The following is a 24,571-nucleotide window of genomic DNA, read 5'->3' as shown; positions in this document are numbered from 1 at the left end:
GGCCTTGGTCATGCTCTTCTCGCTCCCCAGAGAATTTCGGCTCTTTCGCCGAATATGCTTATGTTGTTGTCTGGCCACCGTAACGGGGACGTTCAGCGGCACTTTGTCAGAAACTCGCCGTCAGATTGATAAACAGACCCTGATCATCCCGCGTCAGATCTGTGAGATCATCCGAGAAGGTGCCGAAATTATACCCCACTCCAAGGCTTATCCCGTTGCCCATCTGACGCGAGATCGCGCCAAGTACGCCGATATCCGTGCCACCCGCTTGCACCGTATGCAGTGCCCGCCATTCCAGCAACGCGTCCCAATCGTGCAGCATGTGGTAGCGCGCGTTGAGCACCGATAAAAACGCGTCATTCTGGGTAAAGGAATCCAGCTCTGTGGCCGCCGCTTCGGTCAGGCGGAAGCCGACACGCGCGCCGATACGCCAATGCTCATCCAGCAGGTAACTGGCATCGGCACTAAACACGTGGCTACGCTGCCTCGGGCCCAATTCATCGGTGTCATCAAGACGTTGGCCCACATCATCGAACAAGTAGCGGTAGCGCACCAACAGGTTCAGTCGGTCGTTGTCGGTCGGACGGAAGGCATAGCCGACGCTAGCGTCAACAAAGGTGCCATCAAGGATCGAGCTTTCGTCGGTATCGGTATCGATACCTTCGAAGGTGAAAACCACCCGTTCGTGTTCGTTGATCAGATAGCGCCCATCAAGGGTCAGCGCGATGGTTTCGCTACCCAGCGGCAGCCCCGAGCGTTCACCGGTTTCGGTGCGGTATTCCAGACGCCCGCTCGCTGTTAGCATTTCATCCTCGTAACGGACACCAAAGCTGATAGCAGTGCGGTCGAAATCATTGTTGAAGCGATCATCAACCGACCCGAACTCAACGGCCCCAGTGTAGCTGAGGAATTCGGTGTGTTGATAGGTCAACCCATAGGCCGTGGTCAGCGAATTGTAGCGCCCGAACATGTCGTAGGTATTTTCGCCAAAATAGGTCAACTGATCGTTCACCTGACGCCGCATGCCTGCAATGAAACGGCCATTGTCGCGGCCATCCAAGGTGACACCGGAAATCGTGCGGCCGGGATCAAGTTCATAGCCGAAATACGAGGTCGCCCCTGTGCCATCGTCGTAGCTGAACCGCAGCAAGCCCCCCGGGCCAATCGCGCCGCCGGAAATCTCACCCTCGACCTGCCAGCCGTTGTCAAAGGCATAGGACGCGCCGACACCGATACGGTCGTTGTCTTCAAGACCCTGATTGTCGAGGGTCGCCTGCCCAAAGATCCAGACGTCGCCATCAACGGCATAGGAGTAGGTCAACCGCGCACCGATGTCAGTGCGCCGCCCTTGATCGCCCACCGAAGCGGCGCGGTCGCGATCCAGGTGTTCGAGCCCAACTCCAACGGTGTATCGGTCGTTCAGCGCAAGTTCGACTTCGCCCTCGGCGCGGCGGTCATGTTCGCCCACACCATTGGAATATTCCTCGTAGCTCAGCGAATAGCGGAGCCCTTCGCGAGGGGCGGCATCAAGAAAGACACCCCAAAGCGTTTCATCGCCCGTCGCCGCAGTGACCGAGTAATCGAGGCTGGAGAACCCTTCGCCACGCTCCTCGAAGTATCCGCCGACAACACCCTCCCCCGGCAATCCGACATCGGCGAAACCCAGACGCACATCGGCCCGCACCGCCTGCCCCGAGCCACCGTTCGGCCCAACAGTATCGAAAACAAGGCCACCATCAGCCGAGAAAGTGGACCCGAAACCCGGCCCGTCACTTTCAGCATACTCCAGCCGGACATGACTGTTTTCACCGATGCGCCATTCGAGGTCCGCGCCAATAACGGTCTGATCTGCGGTGCCGGTCTGTTCGACCATGCCGGTGACGCCGACGCGCACATCGTCGGTAACCCAACCTTCAACGCGCCCACCGACCGAATAACCGTCTACGTCCCGCAGCGTCGGCGTGTATTCATATTGCGCCACCAGCCGCAGTTCCGGCGTATCGCCCGGCGCGGTGATGATCCCGGCATCATCAACCCGGCTGGCCAGCGGCTCGGACAGGGTCACGATGCCCTGAAGGTAGTTGATGGAATAATCCACGCCCGGTGCAAGGCGCACGATATCAATGACGCGGCCGGTGCCAGGATCGCGGATCTCGACGCTCAGAACCTCGGTGGCGACGCCGATGTCTTGGCGTTGCAGGACGTAAACCGACCCGCCGGTGCCAAGGAATACATCGCGTTGCGACAGCATGTCGGGGCTGGCCGCATAGACCGTGGCCGCTGCCCGCGCCTCGCCCCGCGTGGTGGTGTCTGCCGTGGCCCAATAGCCTTGCGCGCCGTAGAGCGAGCGATCATTGCGCACCAACGTGCCCTCGCCCAAATCCGCTTCAAAATCACCCCACAGGAAATGGTTTCCGTCCCGTTCGATCCGCAAGTAGAGGCGGCCCGAGGTTGGCGTATTGTCCACGATGGTCGAGTCGTCGCCATAGGTGGGATAGAGGTCATCGGGGTCGATCCGCTGCACGGTCGAACGCGGGTCACGCTCTTCTAGACGGCGGAAGATATCTTCGATCTCGCCCTCGCCCGTGTCGGCCTGTGCCGTGATCTCATAGCCGCTGGCGGTGCGCCCATCGATGTAGAAGGCAAGGCGTCCGCTGTTCCACGTCTCGCTGCCCTCGCCCTCTGTCTCGCGCCAGCCAAGGTAGAAATCCGCGATCCCTGTGGTGAACCATTCGGCGCGCGGAATCTCGATGTCGCGCACCAGATCGACCGATTGGCCGGGGCCAACCACGTTGACGTCGACGCCGTATTCCCCCGGCGGCAAAATCCGTTGCAACACGAAACCACCCGAAGGATCGGGGCGGATCACCTCGCCCAAGGCTGACACGCGCGCGTCGGGCACAATGGAGGTGCCGCGCACGGTCACAGCGCCACCATGGACTGGGATGCGGGACCGCGCCGTATTGTCGGAGTCGTCTTCGACACCATCGGCCAACGCCCTGCGATCCGGCGCGCTGAGCGGCACAGGATAAGTTTCGTCGTAGCGCCCGTCGGCATCATAGACACGGTGGACAACGGCAAGGTTTTCGCCCTGCGGCACGGTCAGTTGAACGCGGCCATTGGTCAGCATAGGGATAACGTCAACGGTTCGCGGCCCGCCGACCGCGCCAAGATCAACAAGGCGCACTTCGGATCGGGCAATGTAGGCAGGATAGTTGGTCGCCGATTGCAGGGTGGCCATGTCGCCCGGTTCATGAGCGCGAGGCTCTCCGACGACCTCAATATCGAGTCGCGGGGCCGCGCCCAAGCCATCAAAGACCACTTCGATATCGGCGTCGGCAAGGCGAACATCGGTGCGGCGCACAATATCGCGCACCTCGTCATCGCCTTCCAGAAGATCACCATCAACAGCGATCACAAACCCCGCCGGAGCATCCGCGACGCGAGGGCTGGGAACTGAGATCGCCGGCACACACAAGCCATCGACCACACGCGCATCACCGCCGCACGATTGCGCCACGACCGCCCCCGACGCGCTTGAAAAGCCAACAACCAGCGCCGCCATCTGGGCGGTCCTGACACCATAGGCACCTTCGCGGTTCCCTCGACGGTACTGCTTCCAATCAAGAAAAGTAAAAAGCTGGTCTCTCACGATGCGCGTCCCGCAATTAAACATACGCCACCGATTAGATGGCTTCGTTTTCAGTTTCATTGTGCGGTGTTATGAAATGTGTACCAACATGCACGATGTTCGTCAGTGCATGCAATGTACATCAATCCAAAGTGTGGCGGGAGCGCCACTAACTTTGAGGCAATACTATATTTCACATAACCAACGCTGATCGACGGGCATTAAACCGCACCGGGAAAGCCCATGCAGAGCGCATTCGTGGAAGGCTTCAACGGCAATGTCCCGGAATGAGCTTTTGATCGAAACCTTGTTCACATCGCTGGCCGAAGCCCGCAATGTAAACACGGCCTGGAAGGAAGACCACAACCAACACTGACCCCATTCATCCATCAGCAATCTTACTCTGCAGGGATTTACAATGAACCGTGCTGTCAGACTAATTCGAACCAGTCTCAGCTAGGACAGTGACGCTGCCGCTTAATCAGCGCAAAGGATCCGCCACTCGGTGAGAGCAGCGGTTCGTTTGAGCTTGAAGTTGTCTCGCGAGTAGAGGTGGCGTTCCTGATTGAAGTGATTACTTTCAGAAGCGTGAAAGGATGCAAATTTCTGCAAACTTCGCATCCGCCGGAAGCGGAGCATCGCCCTCTCCCTTCGTCGGAAAGGTAAGTGCGAATTCTCAGCACGATTGTTGACCCACCGACCTGTCTCCTGTCGATCTGCCCCACCGATTTCTCTTAACGCAGCACCATAGGAGCGAAGCTTGTCGGTGACGATTACTTCCGGTTGGCCATGCTTACGCATTGCTTTCCTTAGGAATTTCAGCGCGGCCCGCTTATCACGCTTCTTGGTGACATAGCTCTCCAGCACCTCTCCTTCATGATCTACAGCCCGCCAGAGGTAGTGCTGGCTGCCGCCGATCTTCACAAACACCTCGTCCAAATGCCAACGCCAGCGGCTCGACTTCAGACCCTGGCTTCTTCGTTTCTTTATCTCCGACGCAAACATCGGGCCGAACCGAAGCCACCAAAATCGGATCGTTTCGTGACTCACATCAATGCCGCGCTCGTGGAGCAGATCCTCCACGTTTCGGAGTGAAAGTGGAAACCGGACATAGAGCATCACGGCCAGGCGGATGATCTCAGGGCTCGTTTTGAAGTAGCGAAATGGGGAACGTTTGGTCATCCAATGAGGCTACGTGCCCGCCCTGCCCCGCTCAAGCCGGTTTCCTCTGACAAGACCATCCTGTGCCCTCCCTTGTTTTGGACTTCTAGGAGTTAGAACGCGCTGCGCGCGCAGTTCCGTCGTTTTTCGTTGTCCAAAACCGAATTTTCCGGAATTTCAGCCGTTATGCTTTGTGGATCCGATAAGCTGGTGGCAGGGCCGTCAGCAGCAAAAGCACGGCGGCGAGTGCAAACAGCCCGCAGATCAGATCAAGCGGTTAGTGCATAAGTGCAATAACCTAAAATTTTGTTTGCTGAAACGTAGCGCAGAGGCATACCGAACTCAGGCTTGGATAGGATGAAACCCTTCGCCTTGCGTAGAGAATATTAAGTCTTTTCATCCCGACCGCCAATTATTTTTCCTAAACGCAGTCATTCGCCCGGACCGCAGCATCGGACAGTTTGGGCTCGAAGTTGTCGTTCGCTGCGACTTACATCAAGGTCCGGTTTGGGCCGAACGTGTTGAGCGACACCAAGGGCGGACTCCGGTCATTCGCCACAAGTGCGAACCAGTCGCCCCACGACTTCGGAAGCCGACGCTCGTGCAGCCTAGAAACCGAGTGTGGCCCTGCAACGCTGCATTCCGGATTCGAGCCCCACCTGCAAATTCTTTCCTCTCACTGCGTGCGCTGGCAGCGCAGAGCATGCTGCACGTGCGTCGTTTCTCGTGTAACGCGCAGCCGAAGTAGTCGCCGTTGTTGCGACACATAGCACACTGCCGGACCCCGAATTGTATGTCGCGGGACCGTTGGGACGTTGTCTCGCTAGAAGGGCGGCCGGATACCCCGGTCTAAGTGGCCGATACTATCGGAATGACCGGCCGGATGCTCCGGAATACACACACGAGCAATAAGTCACGCTTCAGTGCCCGAGTATGGTTTGAATCCGCCCTGTCAATGCCGTGGCGAGGGCCTCGCGCCCCTCTGTGTTGTTATGGTATTTTACAAACCGAAGGTGTCGCAGATCGAAAGGAATGTCGTACTCACTTTGCGCGATGAGGATAACCTCACGCCCAAGCGTGTGCGCGATACCGGCCTCGTAAAACACATTTGGGTTTCGACCGCTGCAATCACAGATCACGACGCGGGAGCGATCAATCAAGGCTACCACGTCCTGAATAATTGCGGCGTTCTCCCATATGTCGTCGGCTCGCCTGCATCGAAGCCCCGCGTTTGTGGCAGCCTGTTGGATGCTCGTATAGACGTCGGAGAACTCTGCAGCAAATGGCATCATTGCAGAGGCGAGCGTCGGCTCGATGCTTTCATGCTCGGAAATTTGAAAAATAGTGGGCCGCTGGCGACGGGGGCGTACGCTGTTTAGTAGGAAGCGGTACAGGTCTACATCTTTCACAGCCCAGTGATTGCGAGAGAACTCGAAGTCTCGCGGCATATCAACTTCCAGCTGTCTCTCGTAGATGAAACCGTTCTGGAGAGGGGGGACATCGGCATCGAGTGAAAACCCGAAGGAAACTTCACCGCCCACGATTCTCGCTCTGATTAGTTGACCTACATAAACTGTTTCATCTCCAGTCCCTTCTTCCATAAATAAGCATGGAAGCGCCCTTAAGCGGTCAAGTGATGGGCGGCCGTTATCAAGAAATAGATCTTTGATATGGTCTTCAGTGTACTCAAATATTCGATCTATAGGAATAGACCCTTTACCGCTAGTCCAGTCGATATTGAGCATAATAAGGTTGAACATCTTACCATTCCATCCGATCATGATTTAGAAACTGGTGAAAACCAGATAACCGCTTGCGATACGATCTCTTAATCGTTTTGGCGAGCCACCCACTGTGTATGCTCACGGGAGAATGCTCTCTCTGCCTCATTAACAAATTCGGAAAACTCCTGCTCTCCGTTTACCATTTTTAGGCGCGTCTGAATTATCCCAATTTCGTGCGCTGTAAGGCTATATGCAGAGGCCAATTCATTAAACTTCTTTATTTGTATCCAGCCAAGTGATGCAGCAGCGACAACGAGAAGCGGCTCGCTTGGCCAGATCGAAAAAAATTCCGGTTGGCTTGAACGGAGAAGAACAAGCGCAATCGCACTTCCTTGCACGAAAACGCAAAAAATAATCCATCCAACAAAGCGTCGGCGATTTTTTTTCACGTTTTTTACGTACCAACCGCGCTGCTCGTTGATGCGCTCAACCAGGTAAAGGTCCTGACGTTCCGACAAGGGCCGTGCACGAACCTCGTCCATCTTTAGTGTTATTTGATCGCCTGCGTGAGGTCGCCGACTAATAGATTCTTGTACGTGGTTGTTTGCATCCAAGATTTCCTTAAGAAAGGCGGCATACTTGATCCTAACTTCGTTGAGTTGCGGAACGTTTTCGAAGGGTTCGGCGCGCATCATGTAACGCCAAGTCGATGTCTTAATAGACTCAGCAAGGGCACGGCAGCCATACCAGTCCTTCTCCGGCTTCTTCACAGACATGAAGATGAGCAGCGTTGTGGATGCGCCGACTATAAACGCAAACAACAATAAAAGGTTAGGTAGCCGATCAAACCATAGAGCAACTGCTGCTGCGGATACAAGAAGCCCATACTGAAGTCGAATCAGCCAAAGATAAGTTGCCTGTGCCGCGTTGGAAGCTTCATCAGAAGATCGAAATAGAGCTGGGTAATCTCCTGATTTCACAATCCAAGGTCCTTATAGACTTTTTCTTTATAATGCCAATTGTCGCCTTGGCCTTTGTACTTTGCATAATTTCCACCGAAATTATCCATAGCGTGCTTGATTATCCGAGCGTTGAAAGAAACGTGGATTGCATCTGTATTCCGAAGGATTGGGGGGCAGAGGTTCGGATCATGCTTTCTTAGTCCGTAAGATTGACTGCAACGATCGGCAGTCCAAGCGTTTGGCAGACCTCAATTTCCCAACGCACGAAACGGTATAGATTTTTGGTCGATTCTCCGACCAGCACGACCGCCTGCTTTGCGCCAGAAAAACGCTCACGGAGTTTTCGCTTTGTATTCTCTTCGCTGGACGCGTTTGTAATCGTGTTCAAATCATGAGCGTCGTGGAAGTCAAAGTCGATGTTTTTGTTCTGCTTCCAACCCTTCATGAAGGCGTAGGCCCACATATCCTCATCGCCGTCAAAAATAACATATGTTTTATTGCGATAACCCAATGCTTGGCTCCGTTCTTTTCCCTAGATAACAATGAACCGAAGGTTGGTCCTGTTGACGACCCGGTGCAACCCAAAATCGATGGGTTTCAAAGCATCATGTGAAGAGCACTTTGCTTTGGCAGAAGCGTTCCGGGCAGCGGTGAGTGGATATGCCTACATTTTCCGCTCCTCAAGCAACGGACGGCGTCTGTGCCGACTGTCGAACTTACACGCATCTAGCAGGAATCCAAATTTGGCTCGGTATTCAAACGAGGATTTCCTGCCCCGGGCACCATTAAATCGGCGAGTTACGCGGAACGATGAATCTATTAAGCTCATGATGGGCTCCTGTCGCACTAAGAGTGCAAGCCGCATTGTTCTATCCGAGAAGCCCAATCCAAGTTCGGTATGTTCCGTTCCGTCCCGCAGGCCGACGTTTGGCATGACAAAATGCTACGTGATGAACGAATGGCCGCAATGCAAAAGCTGCGACGCCGCATTAAACCGATTGTTGAACGGCAGGAAAGGGCCGTGAGTAACGACGGGAAGACGGGACGACGTCGCAATGCGGAGACCCGCAGTTTCGAGCCTTGGATAACCGATGCTGCGTCTTGCACAACTGACCGCTAGCGATAGCCACACTGCAAAAGGCCGTTCAAGATTTGACCAAGCTTCCGTCGCGCTCCTATGTGATCTGCACAACTCCCCGCAGTGGGAGCACGTTGCTGTGCAAGTTACTTGCGGCAACTGGCGTGTCTGGAATGCCAGACTCGCACTTCCATACGCCCTCGGTTGAACGGTGGTTGGCCGTCTATGGGCTTGATGAAACGCAGTTCGCCTCGCGGGAGGCGGCTGTTCAAGCGGTCTTCGAGGCGGCGCTGGCCCGAGGCATGGCCAACACCGACATCTTCGGCCTGCGCATGCAGCGGGGCAGTTTTGGCTTCTTCATGGAGCAGCTTTCGTATCTGTCGCCAATTCCCATGAGTGACGTTGAACGTATCGAGAGCGTTTTCTTAAGGAAGACATGCGCGGTTGAGCAGAAATACGCGAAGCTGACATTTGCATTTGAAGTTCAATAGGCAGCTAAGTCCCGCTGATCAGTCGCCAATTTCGTAATCGCGAGCGCTTCGGATGAACGGCCACTTCTGAGAAGCTGCTGCGCGGCCTGCATCTAGTTACTGGACGTCTGGCTTGCATCGAAAACGTCCGCCTTCCGGAGGGACAGAAAACGTAGGTCTGCACGAACGAGTGATCCAAGACTGCGCCCCTGTTCCAAGCTGACATTCAGACGATCGCGGCTTCCGAATGCAAAGGACTTACTTCCCGCATTTTCGGAAAGTAATCTGTATGACGCCAGCGCACGTGGGGCCGATAAATGCGATTGTCTAAGTCTGTACTTGTTGGTCAACAGTAGCCACTGAGCAATGGACAATGCGCACGACAACAAAGAGCCACGACGGACAGAACATCGAAGGCATCAAGAAGCCGACCACGTGCAAACATCGTTCAACTGATCGCCCCCCTGAACGCGCCTTGTCTTAGCGATCGGGTGGACAAGTTAAGGTTTGTTCTGGACGGCGTTAGCGACAAAGAAAATGAGACTTTGTCAGCCTCAAAGTTCGAGGACAAACAGTCGGACAACGTGCTGTGTCATCCGTTGCTCCCTGTGTGTGTTTACATGCAAGAAAGGGGTGAGCGGATATTAGCGGGAAGTTCTCTGAATCGTTCAGGTACTAAATAGAAGTCGGTAAGAAACGGCTGGCCGAGGACACTGCGCAGGCTGCAAACATTCATGTTTTTAGCGGCGCGTACCGGGAGGCTAAGACAGGTCATATGAAGACCCCTTTTACAAAGCCCTCACGCATTAAATATGCACTATAAGCCATCAATTTTGACGCTCTTATGTACATTCACGATGCACTATCCTTGCCCGAGCAGTGGGCTGTAGATCCACTGCTCGGGCATGCCTTCGTGAAACTGGCCACGTCGCGAATGCTCACAGCCCGGGAGCCCCAGACCACTGTAAAATAACGATATTTGGAAGACTTATTTCCTGGTGCCACAGACCTGCCCTTTGCGCATGGGCACCAAAGCCATCGCCTAAAACTGCAAAACTGGCCTTTTTTGTGGGTAGACGTGCGGAATAGTGGGTAAAAAAGTGGGTAAAACGGTCGCTCAGAAGATCCGTCAAAAAATAAAATCGTTTAATAACAGTGACTTAATTTTTGGCTGAAATTTCTATGCGGGAATGAACCGCAAAAATCACTCAACTCACGAGGCTTTTTGGCTTTCGTAAGTTGTTGATATTAAAGGGTTTTTTCTAAAATGGTGCCCGGGGGCGGAATCGAACCACCGACACGAGGATTTTCAATCCACTGCTCTACCCCTGAGCTACCCGGGCACGGGTTCAGGGACTTCAGGAAAGTCCCTCGGGTGGGCGCGTTCTAGGGCCTTCGCGCGGCACTGTCCATAGGGTCTGGAGGGTTTTTCTAACCCTTTGCGTTTAGTGTATTTTGGGGGCGGCCTGTGCGGCCTCGGACAAAGCTTGTTCCATGTCCTCCGGGTCGGTGGAGGGAACCGCGTAGGATTCGTTCAGCCAGCGCCCCAGGTCCACGTCTGCGCAGCGCTTGGAGCAGAAGGGGCGGAAGGTTTTGTCGGTGTCTTTTTCACAAATCGGGCAAGGCAAGGGGCTGTCTCCGGCTATGGATGCGGCCGCTATTGTGCGCGAGCGGAGGGGCGCCTGCAAGCCATGGATCGTGTTGATTCCCTTGCATTGTATGGTCCTACGTCGCTAGGTCTGGGGAAACATTTTGAGGGCGAATAATATGCGTATGACACGGCGGACATTTGGGGCGGGCGGCGCTTGTGCGGCTTTGAGCGGCTGTGTCGGCGGGATTGGCGGCGGGGGCGGTCTGGGCATCGGCTCGGCCGGGGATGGGGGGCCATCGACCGATCCCGAGTTCATGCCGCAGCCCAATGCCTCCTACAGTGAGTGGCTCACCGGGTTTCGGGCCCGCGCAAGGGCGGCGGGGATCTCGGACGATACGCTGACGCGCGGGCTGCGTAACGCGGGCTACCTGCCTGGCGTGGTGGAGCGGGACCGCAACCAGACGGAGTTCCGGCGGACCACGGAAGATTACCTCGCCCTGGTGGCGGGCGACGACGATGTCAGCCTTGGGCGGTCGCGTTTTGCTACCCATCGCAGCGTCCTGAACGAGGTCGAGGCGCGCTACGGCGTGCCCGCTGAAATCTGCTGTGCCGTCTGGGGCGTAGAGAGCCGATACGGCACCCGTTTGGGCGATATTCCGGTGATTTCGGCGGTCTCCACGCTGGCATGGGAAGGGCGGCGCGGGCGCTTCTTTGAGGCGCAGACAATCGCCGCGCTCCGCATCATCCAGAACGGCGACACGACGCCCGATCGCCTGCTGGGATCCTGGGCGGGCGCGATGGGACATACGCAATTCATTCCAACCACTTACGAGGAGCATGCCGTCGATTTCAGGGGCGACGGACGGCGCGATATCTGGAGCAATGATCCGACCGACTCATTCGCCTCTACCGCGAGCTATTTCAACCGCTCGGGGTGGCGCACCGGAGAGCCTTGGGGGATGGAAGTGCAGCTGCCCAGTGGGTTCAGCGCGACGACGGGGCGCGACACCCGCCGATCGGTCGCCAGTTGGCGCGAAGCGGGCGTGCGGCGGGCCGGTGGCGGCGCCCTGCCCGACCACGGATCAGCGGCGATATATGCCCCCGGCGGGGCCGGTGCGCCGGCGTGGATGCTGTTCCACAACTTCAACGTGATCCTGCGTTACAACAACTCCACCAACTACGGGATCGGGGTTGGATATCTGTCTGATCGTATCGCCGGAGGGGGGCCCCTGAGGCAGGAATTCGGTGCCGACGCCAGCGGTCTGACCCAGTCCCAACGCCGCCAATTGCAGGAGGCCTTGAACCGCGCCGGATACGACGCGGGCACCCCCGATGGGGTCATTGGATCGGGCACGGAAGCGGCGATTGAGGCGTATCAGGCGGCCAATGGGCTGCCCGTGACGGGCGAGCCATCGGCGGCGCTGTTGCGGCGGTTGCGGTAGCCTGACCGCCCTGTAACGTCAGTACACCGGGCGTACACCGGGGCGTACACATCGCGTACATACGCGGTTTGCGCACAGTGGCGGGCCAATTTACCCGACTTCTGTGCGGCGATTGTGCGGCTTCCAAGGGGTGCCTTTGGGTCGCCTATCGCGGCCAGACCTGTGCCAAGGGGGCACGGTCGCGCTTGCGGGTCAGCTCCAGCATCCCCAGCGGGGTCCAGCCCGCCACGACCACATCACCGCCCCCCAGACGGAACGCCTTTTTCACGGCGTCCTCCACCTGCTTGCGGTCGCGTTTGGGCATCGGCGCGAGGTCGAGGGTGATCTGCCCACCGAGCCCCTTGATCCGTGTCAAGCGTGGCAAGTCTCGGACCAGCGCGAGGTTGGCTTTCAACCCGGCGGCGAGGGAGTGGTCGGCGCCGGTGTTCACATCCACTGCCACGAGGGCACGGGTGGCCTCCACATAGGCATAGGCACCGCCGGACAGCGGCTGACGCGCGGCCAGTGCCGCATCGACGGCTTCCAGAACGCCGTTGTCGGCAAACCCGCCTTCGATCACCTCGTCAGGCGCGTCCCATTCGCGCCACGCGCGGGTGTGGGCGTCGTCGGCATCGAGCAGCCATTCCGGCGGAGCGGCGTGGCCCGGCGTGAATTCCGCAAGGGTCGCCGTCGCGGTCTTACACATCAAGTAGATGTCCTGGCGGACCTCCTCGGCGTCGACACCTTCGGCGCTGGACCGGACGATGATGCCGTAGTCCTCGCGGTACACGCCCACGTCATGGGCGATTTCCAACAGCCGGTCGCGCTCGTCCTCGTCCCGGATCGCACGGCTGACGTTTAGGCCAGGCTTGAACGGCGTCACAATCGCATAGCGGGATTTGAAGATCAGGTCCGGCGTCACGGGGGCCGCTTTGCCCGGTTCTGCCACGCCCGAGACCTGCACCAGAAACACATCGCCCGGCGCGATATCCTTCGCGCGGCGCATGTAGCCTTTGTCGCCATTGCCCAGATTCAAGGTGATCCCGCCCTGCCCTTTCAACGGCCGGTCAGCTTTTGCCCGAGAGATCGCGCCAACACCGGGGGCCGCCCCTTCGGGCGGGTCGATGAAGATATCGTGCAGTTTCCCGTCCACCATCAGCGCGGCGGCGCGGCGGCCTGCGACTTCATCTAGAAGAACGACTGTGCCTTTCATGTTTTCCACACCTCTATACCCGCCGCTTGCAGAAGCTGCGCGGTTTCCACCATTGGCAGGCCGACAATGGCCGAGTGGCTGCCCGATATCCACGGGATGAAAGCGCCCGCGGGACCGTGGATGGCGTAGCCGCCTGCCTTGCCCTGCCAATCGCCCGTGGCGATGTAGCCGTCCAGCTCTACCTTGCTGAGGCGCTTCATCTTCACACGACTTTCGACGATGCGTGTGGACAGGCCCTTGTCAGATTTCACCGCGATACCAGTCAGAACCCGGTGGCGGCGTCCGCCCAGAAGGGTCAGGAATTCGCGGGCCTGGGCCTCATCGCTTGGCTTGCCAAGGATGCGGCGGCCCACGGCCACGGTCGTGTCAGCGCAGAGCACCACATCGCCCGCATCGGACGGCACGGCAGCCGCTTTGCCCTTGATGATCCGGTCCACATAGGCGCGGGGCAGTTCGCCATTCAGGGGGGCTTCGTCGATATCGGGGGGGCGGATATCATCGGGCGTGAGACCCAAGACCGCCAAAATTTCAACGCGACGCGGGCTGCCAGAGCCGAGAATGAGCTTCATTGGATGCCCGATCTATTTCGCAAGAGCGATACGGGCGGCGGCATTGTAGTCGCGCTGCAACCGCTCCATCCGGCGCATGTCTTTGCCTTCGGGGATCACCAGTTCGGACTTGTCGCCCTTGAACTTGGTATGACGCCATTTGAAGGCATCCACGTCGTCGGCCAGCTTTGCCCATTTCACCACATCGGCGTCATCGGTCAAAAGGTGGCGTTGGGCTTTGCGCAGGGGTTTGGGGTCGAGGTAGTCAAACGCCCAATCGCTATCGCGGATGAACAGGATCTTTTCCTCTCCGTCCAGCGGCGGGGTGATATCGACCAGAGCGCCATCGCGATCAATCACGGCGTGGCGCTGTGCTTCCAGCCAATAACCGGTGAGTTCCCACACCAGCCAGCCGAACACGGGCGTGGCCCCTGCAAGGATCACATTGTAGAAAGGTTGGTCTTCAATCGCGCCGTCAGAGGGCGCGACCGTGACATATTCCGCAACGCCATCGCCAAGGGTCGCGGCATAGGCCGTGACCGCATCGGACATCTCAGGCGTGGTGATCGTGCGCTCAGACACGGGAGATCACTTGAAGCGGTAGTTGATCCGGCCTTTGGACAGATCGTAGGGGGTCATTTCAACCTGAACTTTGTCGCCTGCCAGAACCCGGATGCGGTTCTTGCGCATCTTGCCTGCCGTGTGCGCGATAATGGTATGGCCGTTTTCGAGCTCGACCAGGAATGTCGCGTTGGGCAGGAGTTCCTTAACGACACCAGGAAATTCGAGCATCTCTTCCTTAGCCATGGGTACTCCATTGATTGCGCCCCGACGGTGGGGCTGATTTCGGCTAAATGCGCCTAAACCCCAAAGGTTTCAAGGCAAATCGCGCAGCTTTCGGCTTTGGTCGGCGCGAGCGTGGCTCTCGGGCCAATGGGCGTGGTTGAAGACAGAGCCCTGGGCGCGCACACGGGCGATGGCGGCGGGGTCGATCTCGGCGAAGGTCCAGCCGGGGGTGTTCAGCGTGCCTTCGGCGATGATGCCATTGGGCGGGAAGCCCAGGTCGGGCGGGCCGTAAACGCTTGCGATCCCTACGTTTTCGTCGATTGCGGGGGACCATTTGGCGTCGCCCACGGTGGGCGATTGCACGGTCACGCACTGCCCCTCCAGCGCCCGCGCCATGGCCCCGATCCGCACCCGGGAATAGCCGGCGAGACTATCGGTACAGGACGGGCAAAGGATGATCTGGGCGCCCTGTTCGATCAATTCGCGCCCCAGCAGAGGAAATTCCGCATCGTAGCAAATAAGCGTGCCGATCTTGCCAAGGGCGGTGTCGATGACTTCCAGCGGCTCACCGGGGACGACGTCCCATTTCTCGCGCTCGAACCGGGTCATGACTTGCTTGTCCTGGTCCCCCAGAAACCCATCGGGCCCAAAGAGAGAGGCGCGGTTTACCGGACGCTCTGCCCCCTCCTCGAACACCGGGCCGGAGGCGGCGAGGATATGGACGCCGTAGCCTTCCGCCAGCGAGGCCATCAGCGCGTCCGCCTCTTCCGTATAGGCGTGGGCGGCGTGGAGGCTGGCTTCCAGATCCGCCGCCGCATCAGGCCCCGACAGAGCCGCCAATTCCATCCGGCCATATTCGGGGAACACCAGCAATTCCGCGCCTTCGCGGGCCGCTTCACGCACCCAGTTGATCTGCTTCTCGGCGTAGGCGGTGAAATCCGGCAGCAGGTCCAGTGAATAGGCGGCGGTGGCGATTTTCATAGAGGTTTCATCCAGAATTGCAGGGACTTGGGTATTTCATCTGTATCGCCAACGTCGGCCCAGTGGAACTGTGCCGTGACACCGGGCAGCGGCGCGTAGCCTCGGGCTTGCCAGAACGGATCGAGGGGGCTGTACCCGGAAGGGCGGGCGGGATGATCGGCGGGGCGGATCACGGCGCAGAAGGCGGAATGGGCGTGGCCAAGGGCGCGGGCGTGGGCTTCGCGCAGGTCAAAGAAGCGATGGCCGATGCCGTGGCCGCGATAGGTGGGCAAAAGCACGCTTTCGGCGCAGTAGAAAATCGTTTCAACGTCCGGCACGGGACCGGAGAGTTGCGAGGCATCGGCATGGGACACAAGCGGCATCCCCGTGGCCGCGCCAACGATGCGCGTGCCCTCCATGGCCGCCACAAGGATGGCACCGGGGGTGTCTTGGTAAGAGCGCAGGTAATTGGCCTCGTAGGCCTCATCCCCCTGATACAAATAGGGAAAGGCGCGAAACACCTCGATCCGCAGACGGGCGAGATCGGGCAGCGCGGCGGTCAGCGCCGCACCGGTCAGGGCCGCGACCCGTATGGTCATGGGCTGACTTGCGCCATCCAGTCGGCCAGATTGTAATAGGTCACGATGCGGGTGATTTTCCCGTCTGCCACGCTGAAGAAACCGCCCGCCGGAAGGCAGTAGGTTTGCCCCTGGGCCGCAGGCAGCCCTTCGTCGGTTTGCAGATAGGTGCCGTTGACGGTGAACTCTGCCGCCGCGCGGGTGCCATCGGGGGTGGCCATGACCACGATATCGGTGAGATTTTCGCGGTAGCAGCGGGTCATATGGGCGCAAAAGGCGGCGAACGCCTCGGTCCCGACACGGACGTTACCTTCGTTCACGTGGTGGGCCACATCGGGGGCAAGGCAGGCGATCATGGCGTCGGTGTCGGCGGCATTGAACGCGGCGTAATAGCGGGTGATGAGATCTGTGGTGTCCATGGCCCCAGAATAAGCGCAGAGGCGGGGGTGGGCAATGGCCCTGCGGCGGGGCGCGACGCCTTAGGCGAAGGGCGTTTCATCGAACAGGGAGGGGCCAAGTTTATCCTTTGGGAGCAAGGGGAAGTGATCCTCGGTTCCCAAAGCAGATAGCATTCGGTCACAGCGAAACGTCCGGGGGCTTTGGCGCAAGGTGTCAAAGGCCACCACGTACCAGATCGGGTATTTGAGCAGCAGGTAGTGAGGCGCGATCAATCGGTCCGAGGTCTCACCGTCCTCGCGCTGATAACGGATTTTCAGCAGCTTTTGATCAACGAAGGCCTGATGCAGCGCTTGCACCACCCGTTTGGGGGGCGCGGTGGCCCCGGCCTGAACGAAGGTGGAGGACGTCACCCCAATCACGATACGCGATTTCAGGCGGTCCACCTTGGCGCGTTTCTCGGGCGAGAACGAGGCCTCGAGCTGCCGCCGCACAGAGCCGAGGCTGGCCAGAAACAGCGGCGACTCCATCTGTTCGGCCACGGCGATGCTGATGAGCAAATCCACCGCTTCGGCGTAGGAAAGGTTCACCCGGCCCACGCCCCAGTTCCGATCCAGACGCACACCGCCGCCGCGCCCCCGGTCGGCGTCGATCTGCAAGCCTTGGTCGCGCATCAACGCAAGATCCCGCGCGATGGTCCGCGCGGAGACGCCGTGTTGGCGGGCAAGATCGGCGACGGTGCAATGGCTGTCTTGCTTCAGCTGCACCGCCAATTGATCGAGCCGCCTGATCCTGTCTGACGCATTGGCGCGGGTCATGGAACAAATAGGACATAAAATGTCACATTTAACAATAGACCGACGCCAGAGCCGGTGCGGGGGCTTCCCCCCTGCCCCACTCACCACCCCAAAAGTCGGAGAATGACCCATGAAGATGAACTACTATGTCGTCGGCACCAATGACCAAAAGGCTGCCGTTGCCTTCTACACCGCGCTGTTTGCAAAAGCGGGGGTGCACGTCATGGCGCCATCGGAGCGGATGACCTATTTCATAGGCGCGGATTTCGCCTTCGCGGTGGCAGAACCCTTTGACGGCGCGCCCGCGACGGTGGGCAATGGCACCATGGTAGGCTTCGCCGTGGGCGACGCCGCAGAGGTCACACGGATGCACGCGCTGGCGCTGGAGTTGGGCGGTCGTTGCGAGGGGGCACCCTGCCAGAAAGGGCCGAAATTTTCGGGCTACGTGAGGGACTTGGACGGCAACAAGCTGTGCCTTTCGGACTAAGCGACAGGCATCGTGCGCGGCGGTTGGGGCACTATTCCTCTGTCGCCGGGCCGAAGCGTTCTGTCATGCGGGTCACGATCTGATCGCGGGCCTGGCGGTAGCTGGTCAGCTTGGCTTCACGGGTTTCGCCAAGGCCCGTGGGGTCGATGATCGGCCAATATTCCACGTCGACGTGAAACGTCCCCGTCATCTCCAGCGCGCGGCGTTGGCTGGCGGGGGACAGAGCCACGATCAGGTCAAAGCCGGACAGATCATCGCCCCATTGCTCCATTTCATCAAAGGAGCGGACGCGGTGGCGTTCCAGTTCCACCCCCAATTCGGCGCAAACGGCGACGGCAAACCCGTCGATCTCCATCTCGCCCTTCACGCCCGCCGATTGGACATAGGCGCGGTGGCCGTAGAATTTCTTCATCAAGCCTTCGGCCATCGGCGACCGGGTAGAGTTGTGGTCGCAGCAGAACAAAACGGATTGCGGGAAGTCTTGGGCCAAGGGCTCAGGCTCCGAAGTGCAGGACGCAGATCAGGGTGAACAGGCGGCGGGCGGTGTCGATGTCGATCCCGGCCTTACCCTCCAGGCGTTCCTGCAACAGGCGCGCACCCTCGTTGTGGATACCCCGGCGGGCCATATCAATCGCCTCGATCTGCGAGGGGGGCAGCTTCTTGACCGCGTCAAAGTAGGCCTCGCAAATCTGCCAGTAGTCTTTCACCGTCTGCCGAAAGGGTGACAGCGACAGGTGAAACTCGGCCGCATCAGCGCTGTCCTCGGTATCAATATCGAACACCAGGCGTTTCTCTCGGATCGCCAGCGTCACGCGGTAGGGACCGGCGGGGGCATCTTCGTGGGGCAGCGTGAAGGTGTTTTCCTCCAGCAGATCAAAAATCGCGACCTTGCGCTCCTGCTCGATCTCGGGCGTCGGAGCGGGCAAGCCATCGGTGTCGATCTCGATATGGCAAATGTGCATCGTCATAGTCCCTTAGTCCCTGTTCAACCGCGCCAATCGCGCCGCCACAGACGCGCCGTGGGCGTCCAATCCTTCCGAGGCCGCAAGGACCTCTGCCGCCGGGCCAATCGCCTTGAGGGCGTCGGGCGTCATGCGGGCCAACGTCGTGCGCTTCATGAAGTCCAACACGTTCAGACCGCTGGAGAAACGCGCAGAACGCGCTGTGGGCAACACATGGTTCGGCCCGCCGATGTAATCGCCGATCGCCTCTGGAGTCCATTGCCCAAGAAAAACGGCGCCCGCGTGGGTAATCTGCGCGAAAAGCGCCTCGGGGTCGGCGACGCAAAGCTCCAGATGTTCTGGCGCGATGCGATCCGAAAGGGCGGCGGCCTGGGACAGGTCATCGCAAATGATAACCGCGCCATTGTCGCGCCAGCTGGCACCCGCGATGGCGGCCCGGGGCAGCGTTTCAAGTTGCCGGGTAACGGCCTCGGCCACCTTCGCGCCAAAGGCGGCATCGGTGGTAATCAGAATGGATTGCGCGGATTCGTCATGTTCGGCCTGGCTGAGCAGATCGGTGGCGATCCAATCGGGGTCGTTATCGCCATCGGCAATCACCAGGATTTCCGAGGGGCCGGCGATCATGTCGATGCCCACCTTGCCAAACACCCGGCGCTTGGCCGCCGCGACAAAGGCGTTGCCCGGTCCGGTGATTTTATCAACGGGCGCAATGGTTTCGGTGCCGTAGGCCATGGCGGCAATCGCCTGCGCCCCGCCAATGCGGTAGACCGTATCCACGCCGGAAAGCTTTGCGGCCAGAAGCACCAGAGGGTTCACGACGCCGTCGGGCGTGGGGGCGCAGATCACGAGGCGTTCCACCCCGGCCACCGCCGCGGGAATGGCGTTCATCAAAACGGAAGAGGGATAAGAGGCGAGGCCACCGGGCACATAGAGGCCCGCCGCCGAGACCGGGCCCCAGCGCCAGCCCAGTTCCGCGCCGTCGGGGTCGGTCCAGCGAGCGTCTTCGGGACGTTGGCGTATGTGGTAGGCGCGGATGCGCTCTGCCGCCAGTTCGAGCGCTTCGCGCTCTGCCGCTGGCACCTGCTCGATCGCTGCCGCGATCTCCTCGGCGCTGAAGGCGAGGGTCTCGGGCGTGAGGGTCAGACGGTCAAACTTAGCGGTCAGTTCCAGCACAGCGGCATCGCCGCGCGCGCGCACATCGGCGATAATATCGGCCACGATGGCATCCACATCGGGCGCATCTTCGCGCTTCATATCGAGAAGCGCGGCGAAACGCGCCTCAAAATCGGCGTCCTTGGTGTTGAGAAACTGTGGCATGGGCCCTCCTCGCGTTGGAGGGCAGATAGCGTGCGGGGGCCGGAGCCTCAAGCGTTGAGGGGGCGGATCATCAAATGCTGGTCATGGATGTGGCCCCCATGGTTCAGGCAATTGGGGATCGTGGCGGCGATGCGGTAGCCTGCGGCCTCGTAAGCCCTGATGGCGGCGGTGTTTTCGACGCCCACGTCGAGTTCCAATTGCATCTTGCCTTGCGCCTGCGCTTCTGCCGCGATTTCCGCCAACAGCTTGCCTGCCAGCCCCCTGCCCCGTGCGGCATGGGTCGTATAAACGGCGACCACATGGCCCCGGTGCGCCTGAACCGCGCCGGGCATGATGAACCAAGCGGCTGTGGCAAGGATCACGCCGCCCTCAATCACCGCCCAGATGTTGGAATTCGCCATCCAAGGCAGGATTTCGTCGGGCTGCATGGCGGCAAATTCAGCCGCGGTCATGCCAAAGCCCATCGGCTCTTTTTCCAGCATCTCCAGACGGATAGCCCGGTACATGCGCCAATCACCGGGGCCAAGGCGGCGCAGGCCATCGGGGCCGGGTTGCGCGATATCTTGGGTAAGATCGCGGACCATCAACAGGTCATCCTGGGACGCACCGTCCTGGATCACCGCTGCGGGCAAACGGCCCGAAGTGGCAAAGCCGTGGCGGGTATAGAACGCGCGGGCCCGGGGGTTTGCGGCGGCGACATAGAGTTCCAATTGCGTGGCGTTTTGGTCTTTGGCCGCTGCGACGAGGTGATCCATCAGCCGATCCGCCGCGCCCGCGCCCTGGGCGTCTGGGGTCACGTAGAACGGGCCGAGGGAGGCGCGGTGGCGCGACAGGGCGTTGCGTTGCGGGGCCAGACCCGCGAAGCCGATCAGGCGGGCAGCATCGAAAAGGCCGAAGACGGTGCCACTCTCGATCCATCGGCGCAAGGGTGCGTCGCTGGCTTGCGCCTCTGCCTCGGACAGCAGAAAAGCGTGGGGAAACAGGCGGATACCTTCAAGGCGCAGGGCAGACAGCGCGGGCAGATCGCCCGGCTTCAGCGTGCGCGCTACGATCATTCCGGGTGCGTGGGCGCCTTGCCCGAAACGGCGCCATAGGGCCGCGTGACGTCCTTGAGGGTGATTTCCAGCGCCTCAACCTCCAGCGCGATGGCGCCGTCGCCCGCAAGGGTCAGCTCCAACCGGCCCATGCCATCCTCGGACGGGGTCCAGTTGAGGGCGAGGACCGAGAACACCAGATCGGGATCGGCGCGGTCGATGCCTTGGCTGGACACCTTCAAGACATCCTCCACGGCCAGAACCGCCTGCACCCGTTCGGGGGTGCCGCCCTGCTGTTCCCAACGGAAACGGTTGATAAGCAAGGCAAACCGGCGACGGCTTTTTTCCCACCGCATCTCGGCGGCAGGAAAAATCGCGTCTTGGACAAGGGCCGAAATGACGGGCACGTCGGCGGCCTCCAGGGCGCGCAAGGCGACGGGGGCGTCGCTCGCATCCTCAAATCGGGCGTCTTGGGTCATTCGGAAATCCGCTCTACATTTGCGCCGACACCTTGCAGCTTGCGGGCCAGATGCTCGTAGCCGCGATCAAGGTGGTAAACGCGGTTAACCACTGTTTCGCCTTCAGCCGCCAGACCCGCCAGAATCAACGAGACCGAGGCCCGTAGATCGGTGGCCATGACCGGCGCACCGCGCAGGCTTTCAACGCCGGTGACGCGGGCGGTGTTGCCTTGCACATCAATCTGCGCGCCCATGCGCAACAGTTCGGGCGCATGCATGAAGCGATTTTCGAAGATCGTTTCTTCCAGCACCGAAGTGCCCTCGGCAAAGCACATCATCGCCATGAATTGTGCTTGCAAATCAGTAGGAAAGCCGGGGAACGGCGCGGTGGTCACGTTGACGGCCTTCAAGCGCCCGCCGGGATGACGAACCTTCAGGCCCGCGTCGGTTTCCGTGATCTCCAGACCCGCTTCTTCCATCTTGTCGCAAAGCGAAGCGACCAGATCGCGGGTGCCACCGAGGCATTCCACCTCGCCGCCCGCGATGCCGGGGGCGCACATATAGGTGCCCATTTCGATCCGGTCCGTAATCACGCGGTGGGTCGCGCCATGGAGCCGATCCACGCCGCGCACGACGATGGTTTCGGTCCCCGCCCCTTCGATGTCCGCGCCCATGGCGATCAGACAATCGGCGAGTGCCTTGGTATCAGGCTCACGCGCGGCGTTCTTGATGACAGTCGTGCCCTTGGCACGCACGGCGGCGCACATCACGTTCTCGGTCGCGCCCACGGAGGGGAACGGAAATTCAACCTCAGCGCCCTTCAGATCGCCCGAGGCGTGCACGTAGCCGTCGCGCAGATCCACCTTGGCACCCATTTTCTTGAGCCCTTCAAGGTGGAAATCCACCGCCCGCGCGCCAATGGCACAGCCACCGGGCAATGACACGATTGCCTCTCCGGTGCGGCCCAGAAGCGGGCCTAGCACGTTGAAAGAGGCGCGAAGTTTACGAACGATATCGTAGTGCGCCAACTGGGAGGTCAGTGTGTTGGCGGAAAACGCGAGGGTCTGGCCCTCGTCCAGCCGCCCGATTTGCACGCCGAGGCTTTCGAGAAGTTCCGACAGCGTGGCCACGTCCGACAGACGCGGCACATTGGTGAGCGTCAGCGGCTCATCACTGAGCAAGGCCGCGCACATCAGCTTGAGGCAGGTGTTCTTCGCCCCCGCAATCGGGATTTGCCCACTGAGCGGGCCCGAACCCTTTACGACAATTCTATCCATCTGCCCTGCCTTCTCGTTTACTCGTCCACCGGTTTTCCGGTTTGATCCTGATCGTCACCCGCCGCTGCACGGGCGCGCGTTTGTGCCTTGCGGCGGCCCATATTGGCCTTCAACGCCGCTTTCAACCGATCCTCACGGCCCGGTTTCGCGGATTTGGTGCCTTGGCCCTTGGTAGTTTTCTGCGCCATGGCCCTAGCCTTTACCCCGCGCGGGCAGAGGCGTCCAGATTGCGCTTGCATGGGGGCGCGTCAACGTCTAGGACGCGGCGAAATGTTGCTAAGCGCCTGCCTTGGTGGGAACGGAAGACAATTTTGAACGGGTCATGTTCGGACCCACTTGCCACGGCCCAGACACCGCGGCTAATAACCGGCACGGAATGCTGTGGTAGCTCAGTGGTAGAGCGCGTCATTGGTAATGACGAGGTCGGGAGTTCAATCCTCCCTCACAGCACCATTCCCCTACAATGGCAGCAGGTTACGGGTTTTCCGAGGGCGACGCTTGGGCGGCTGGACTTGCCTTCTATCGTGCGCTTCAGGCACCAAATCTTTACGCGCGACAAGATTTTTGCTTCTCAAACAGCCAACGCGGCACTACATTTCAGATGAGTAGGGGGGAGCCATCGATAAGATGTCGGACCAACAGATCAGAAATATGGAAGACTTCGCCGCCGTCAGCGGCATTTCTCGGCCTACGATATCGAAATACTTCAATGACCCGCAAAGTGTCCGGGCCACGACGCGCGCGCGAATCGAAAAAGCGCTCGACCTGTATGACTATCGGCCCAACATTTACGCGGTGAACCAGAACCGCCGAATGACCAAGAACATCGGCGTCATGGTGCCCTATCTGGCGGACCCGTTCTTTGCCGAGATCGCCCGTAACATCGAGATGATGCTGATTGAGGCAGGCTTCCGCCCGATTGTCCTAAGCTCCCATGGTAGTACCGAGCAGGAGGCCGAAAACTTGGAGAGCCTGCGGTCCCTGAAGCCTGCGGGCGTGTTGATGGCCCCGCTGGGTCGCGCCTCGGACAAAAGCGCGGTCGAGAAGTTTTGCCGCGACGTGCCCACCATCTTGTTCGACAGTAATCTGGACGGCATGGGCGAGGCGTTCATCGGCTCGGACAACGTGAGTTTTGTAGAGCAGACAGTAGGATACATCAGCGAAAACGGCGGCCCGCCGTGCTTCTTCGAGATGAAGAACCCCGCCAACCCGAACGCAAACAAGCGCCGCAAAGCCTATATCGCCGCGATGGAATCGCGCGGGATGGAGCCGCAAGTCGTCAGCATTGGCGGCGACGGTTGGGCGTTTGAGGAGATCGGGCGCCAGGGCGCACACCATGTGCTGGAAACCAAGCAGCTACCGACGGACACCGTTATCTGTAGTAACGACCGCCTTGCCATCGGCTTTCTGGCGGCTTGCTACGAGCGTGGCCTGCGCGTGGGGCGCAACGATGATTGCGCCTTGCGCGTTGCGTCCCACGACGACCACCCCTTCTCGCGCTTCACCTGTCCTGCCCTGACAACCGCCGCCCACGATTACGATTCGGTGTCGAAAGGCAGCGTGGACACCCTGTTTGAGCTGATCGAAAACGGCGCACGCTTCAAGGAACGGACCGAAACGGTATATCCCGCGAAATTAATCGTTCGCGCATCTTCCTGAAAATTATGCGCAAATTTTACGGATTTGCCAAAAATTTACGCGCGTAAAGTTTTTCATTGAC

At 59.5% G+C, this 24,571-nt stretch carries 25 protein-coding genes, 2 tRNA genes and 1 pseudogene; 6 read left to right on the top strand and 22 right to left on the bottom strand.

Annotated features, from left to right (window positions below; genetic code table 11):
• Window positions 1-106: 106 nt before the first annotated feature.
• A complete protein-coding gene (locus AADW23_RS10690) occupies window positions 107-3,565 on the bottom strand; it encodes a hypothetical protein (RefSeq protein ID WP_341860923.1) in 3,459 nt (1,152 codons plus the stop codon).
• Window positions 3,566-3,859: 294 nt separating this feature from the next.
• On the opposite strand from AADW23_RS10690, the pseudogene AADW23_RS10685 reads away from it, so the two are divergent.
• A pseudogene (locus AADW23_RS10685) lies at window positions 3,860-4,004 on the top strand (transposase); the annotation flags it as partial.
• A 104-nt stretch (window positions 4,005-4,108) separates the two neighbouring features.
• Here the strand turns inward: AADW23_RS10685 and AADW23_RS10680 are convergent.
• The 4 genes from AADW23_RS10680 to AADW23_RS10665 all read right to left on the bottom strand — a co-directional run bounded on the left by AADW23_RS10680 (window position 4,109) and on the right by AADW23_RS10665 (window position 7,989).
• Entirely contained in the window at window positions 4,109-4,813 is a 705-nt protein-coding gene (locus AADW23_RS10680; protein WP_341860922.1) for an IS6 family transposase, read from the bottom strand.
• Window positions 4,814-5,712: 899 nt separating this feature from the next.
• Complete coding sequence (locus tag AADW23_RS10675; RefSeq protein WP_341860921.1) at window positions 5,713-6,552, bottom strand: hypothetical protein; 840 nt, start codon at window positions 6,550-6,552, stop codon at window positions 5,713-5,715.
• A gap of 68 nt (window positions 6,553-6,620) precedes the next feature.
• Entirely contained in the window at window positions 6,621-7,496 is an 876-nt protein-coding gene (locus AADW23_RS10670) for a DUF4231 domain-containing protein (RefSeq protein WP_341860920.1), read from the bottom strand.
• Window positions 7,497-7,674: 178 nt separating this feature from the next.
• Window positions 7,675-7,989: a TIR domain-containing protein gene (locus tag AADW23_RS10665; protein WP_341860919.1), complete on the bottom strand. Its 315-nt coding sequence runs from the start codon at window positions 7,987-7,989 to the stop codon at window positions 7,675-7,677.
• 641 nt (window positions 7,990-8,630) lie between these two features.
• On the opposite strand from AADW23_RS10665, the gene AADW23_RS10660 reads away from it, so the two are divergent.
• Window positions 8,631-9,047: a Stf0 family sulfotransferase gene (locus AADW23_RS10660; protein WP_341860918.1), complete on the top strand. Its 417-nt coding sequence runs from the start codon at window positions 8,631-8,633 to the stop codon at window positions 9,045-9,047.
• Between the two features lie 1,247 nt (window positions 9,048-10,294).
• Here the strand turns inward: AADW23_RS10660 and AADW23_RS10655 are convergent.
• Together AADW23_RS10655 and yacG are read right to left on the bottom strand one after the other, a co-directional pair.
• Window positions 10,295-10,369 (bottom strand) — tRNA-Phe (locus tag AADW23_RS10655).
• Between the two features lie 102 nt (window positions 10,370-10,471).
• Window positions 10,472-10,654, bottom strand: a complete 183-nt coding sequence (gene yacG / locus AADW23_RS10650; RefSeq protein WP_341860917.1) for a DNA gyrase inhibitor YacG — start codon at window positions 10,652-10,654, stop codon at window positions 10,472-10,474.
• Window positions 10,655-10,793: 139 nt separating this feature from the next.
• Here yacG and AADW23_RS10645 point away from each other — a divergent pair, with 139 nt between their 5' ends.
• Entirely contained in the window at window positions 10,794-12,059 is a 1,266-nt protein-coding gene (locus AADW23_RS10645; RefSeq protein ID WP_341860916.1) for a lytic murein transglycosylase, read from the top strand.
• 145 nt (window positions 12,060-12,204) lie between these two features.
• Here the strand turns inward: AADW23_RS10645 and AADW23_RS10640 are convergent, their stop codons facing one another.
• From AADW23_RS10640 to AADW23_RS10605, 8 genes are all read right to left on the bottom strand, one after another.
• On the bottom strand, window positions 12,205-13,251 hold the full coding sequence (locus tag AADW23_RS10640; protein WP_341860915.1) for a ribonuclease E/G: 1,047 nt from the start codon (window positions 13,249-13,251) through the stop codon (window positions 12,205-12,207).
• Window positions 13,248-13,820 (bottom strand): Maf family protein, encoded by a 573-nt coding sequence (locus AADW23_RS10635; protein WP_341860914.1) that lies wholly within the window; start codon window positions 13,818-13,820, stop codon window positions 13,248-13,250. The genes AADW23_RS10640 and AADW23_RS10635 overlap by 4 nt, the downstream gene beginning before the upstream one ends.
• 12 nt (window positions 13,821-13,832) lie before the next feature.
• On the bottom strand, window positions 13,833-14,381 hold the full coding sequence (locus AADW23_RS10630) for a hypothetical protein (RefSeq protein WP_341860913.1): 549 nt from the start codon (window positions 14,379-14,381) through the stop codon (window positions 13,833-13,835).
• Between the two features lie 6 nt (window positions 14,382-14,387).
• The gene (gene infA / locus AADW23_RS10625) at window positions 14,388-14,606 is read right to left on the bottom strand and encodes a translation initiation factor IF-1 (protein WP_341860912.1); all 219 of its coding nucleotides are present in this window, start codon (window positions 14,604-14,606) and stop codon (window positions 14,388-14,390) included.
• 69 nt (window positions 14,607-14,675) lie between these two features.
• On the bottom strand, window positions 14,676-15,566 hold the full coding sequence (locus AADW23_RS10620; RefSeq protein ID WP_341860911.1) for a carbon-nitrogen hydrolase family protein: 891 nt from the start codon (window positions 15,564-15,566) through the stop codon (window positions 14,676-14,678).
• On the bottom strand, window positions 15,563-16,144 hold the full coding sequence (locus AADW23_RS10615; RefSeq protein WP_341860910.1) for a GNAT family N-acetyltransferase: 582 nt from the start codon (window positions 16,142-16,144) through the stop codon (window positions 15,563-15,565). The genes AADW23_RS10620 and AADW23_RS10615 overlap by 4 nt, the downstream gene beginning before the upstream one ends.
• Entirely contained in the window at window positions 16,141-16,542 is a 402-nt protein-coding gene (locus AADW23_RS10610) for a ketosteroid isomerase-related protein (RefSeq protein ID WP_341860909.1), read from the bottom strand. Before AADW23_RS10610 ends, AADW23_RS10615 begins: the two co-directional genes overlap by 4 nt.
• Before the next feature lie 60 nt (window positions 16,543-16,602).
• Complete coding sequence (locus tag AADW23_RS10605; protein ID WP_341860908.1) at window positions 16,603-17,337, bottom strand: WYL domain-containing protein; 735 nt, start codon at window positions 17,335-17,337, stop codon at window positions 16,603-16,605.
• A 109-nt stretch (window positions 17,338-17,446) separates the two neighbouring features.
• On the opposite strand from AADW23_RS10605, the gene AADW23_RS10600 reads away from it, so the two are divergent.
• Window positions 17,447-17,803 (top strand): VOC family protein, encoded by a 357-nt coding sequence (locus tag AADW23_RS10600; protein WP_341860907.1) that lies wholly within the window; start codon window positions 17,447-17,449, stop codon window positions 17,801-17,803.
• 31 nt (window positions 17,804-17,834) lie between these two features.
• Here AADW23_RS10600 and AADW23_RS10595 read toward each other — a convergent pair whose 3' ends face one another.
• From AADW23_RS10595 to AADW23_RS10565, 7 genes are read right to left on the bottom strand one after another with little or no spacing between them, the layout of a single operon-like run.
• Complete coding sequence (locus AADW23_RS10595) at window positions 17,835-18,293, bottom strand: low molecular weight phosphatase family protein (protein WP_341860906.1); 459 nt, start codon at window positions 18,291-18,293, stop codon at window positions 17,835-17,837.
• A 4-nt stretch (window positions 18,294-18,297) separates the two neighbouring features.
• A complete protein-coding gene (locus tag AADW23_RS10590; RefSeq protein ID WP_341860905.1) occupies window positions 18,298-18,771 on the bottom strand; it encodes a UPF0262 family protein in 474 nt (157 codons plus the stop codon).
• A gap of 6 nt (window positions 18,772-18,777) precedes the next feature.
• A complete protein-coding gene (gene hisD, locus AADW23_RS10585; protein WP_341860904.1) occupies window positions 18,778-20,082 on the bottom strand; it encodes a histidinol dehydrogenase in 1,305 nt (434 codons plus the stop codon).
• 47 nt (window positions 20,083-20,129) lie between these two features.
• Window positions 20,130-21,137, bottom strand: a complete 1,008-nt coding sequence (locus AADW23_RS10580; RefSeq protein ID WP_341860903.1) for a GNAT family N-acetyltransferase — start codon at window positions 21,135-21,137, stop codon at window positions 20,130-20,132.
• Window positions 21,134-21,595: a DUF2948 family protein gene (locus tag AADW23_RS10575; RefSeq protein WP_341860902.1), complete on the bottom strand. Its 462-nt coding sequence runs from the start codon at window positions 21,593-21,595 to the stop codon at window positions 21,134-21,136. Before AADW23_RS10575 ends, AADW23_RS10580 begins: the two co-directional genes overlap by 4 nt.
• A complete protein-coding gene (murA, locus tag AADW23_RS10570; protein ID WP_341860901.1) occupies window positions 21,592-22,851 on the bottom strand; it encodes a UDP-N-acetylglucosamine 1-carboxyvinyltransferase in 1,260 nt (419 codons plus the stop codon). The genes AADW23_RS10575 and murA overlap by 4 nt, the downstream gene beginning before the upstream one ends.
• A 17-nt stretch (window positions 22,852-22,868) precedes the next feature.
• The gene (locus AADW23_RS10565) at window positions 22,869-23,039 is read right to left on the bottom strand and encodes a hypothetical protein (RefSeq protein ID WP_341860900.1); all 171 of its coding nucleotides are present in this window, start codon (window positions 23,037-23,039) and stop codon (window positions 22,869-22,871) included.
• Window positions 23,040-23,229: 190 nt separating this feature from the next.
• Here AADW23_RS10565 and AADW23_RS10560 point away from each other — a divergent pair.
• Together AADW23_RS10560 and AADW23_RS10555 are read left to right on the top strand one after the other, a co-directional pair.
• Window positions 23,230-23,304 (top strand) — tRNA-Thr (locus tag AADW23_RS10560).
• 174 nt (window positions 23,305-23,478) lie between these two features.
• Window positions 23,479-24,510 (top strand): LacI family DNA-binding transcriptional regulator, encoded by a 1,032-nt coding sequence (locus AADW23_RS10555; protein ID WP_341860899.1) that lies wholly within the window; start codon window positions 23,479-23,481, stop codon window positions 24,508-24,510.
• Window positions 24,511-24,571 lie beyond the last annotated feature (61 nt).

Source organism: Gymnodinialimonas sp. 57CJ19 (assembly GCF_038396845.1).
Classification (GTDB): domain Bacteria; phylum Pseudomonadota; class Alphaproteobacteria; order Rhodobacterales; family Rhodobacteraceae; genus Gymnodinialimonas.
The sequence above is the reverse complement of the archived record's forward strand: the minus strand, read 5'-3'. Positions and strand labels throughout refer to the sequence as shown.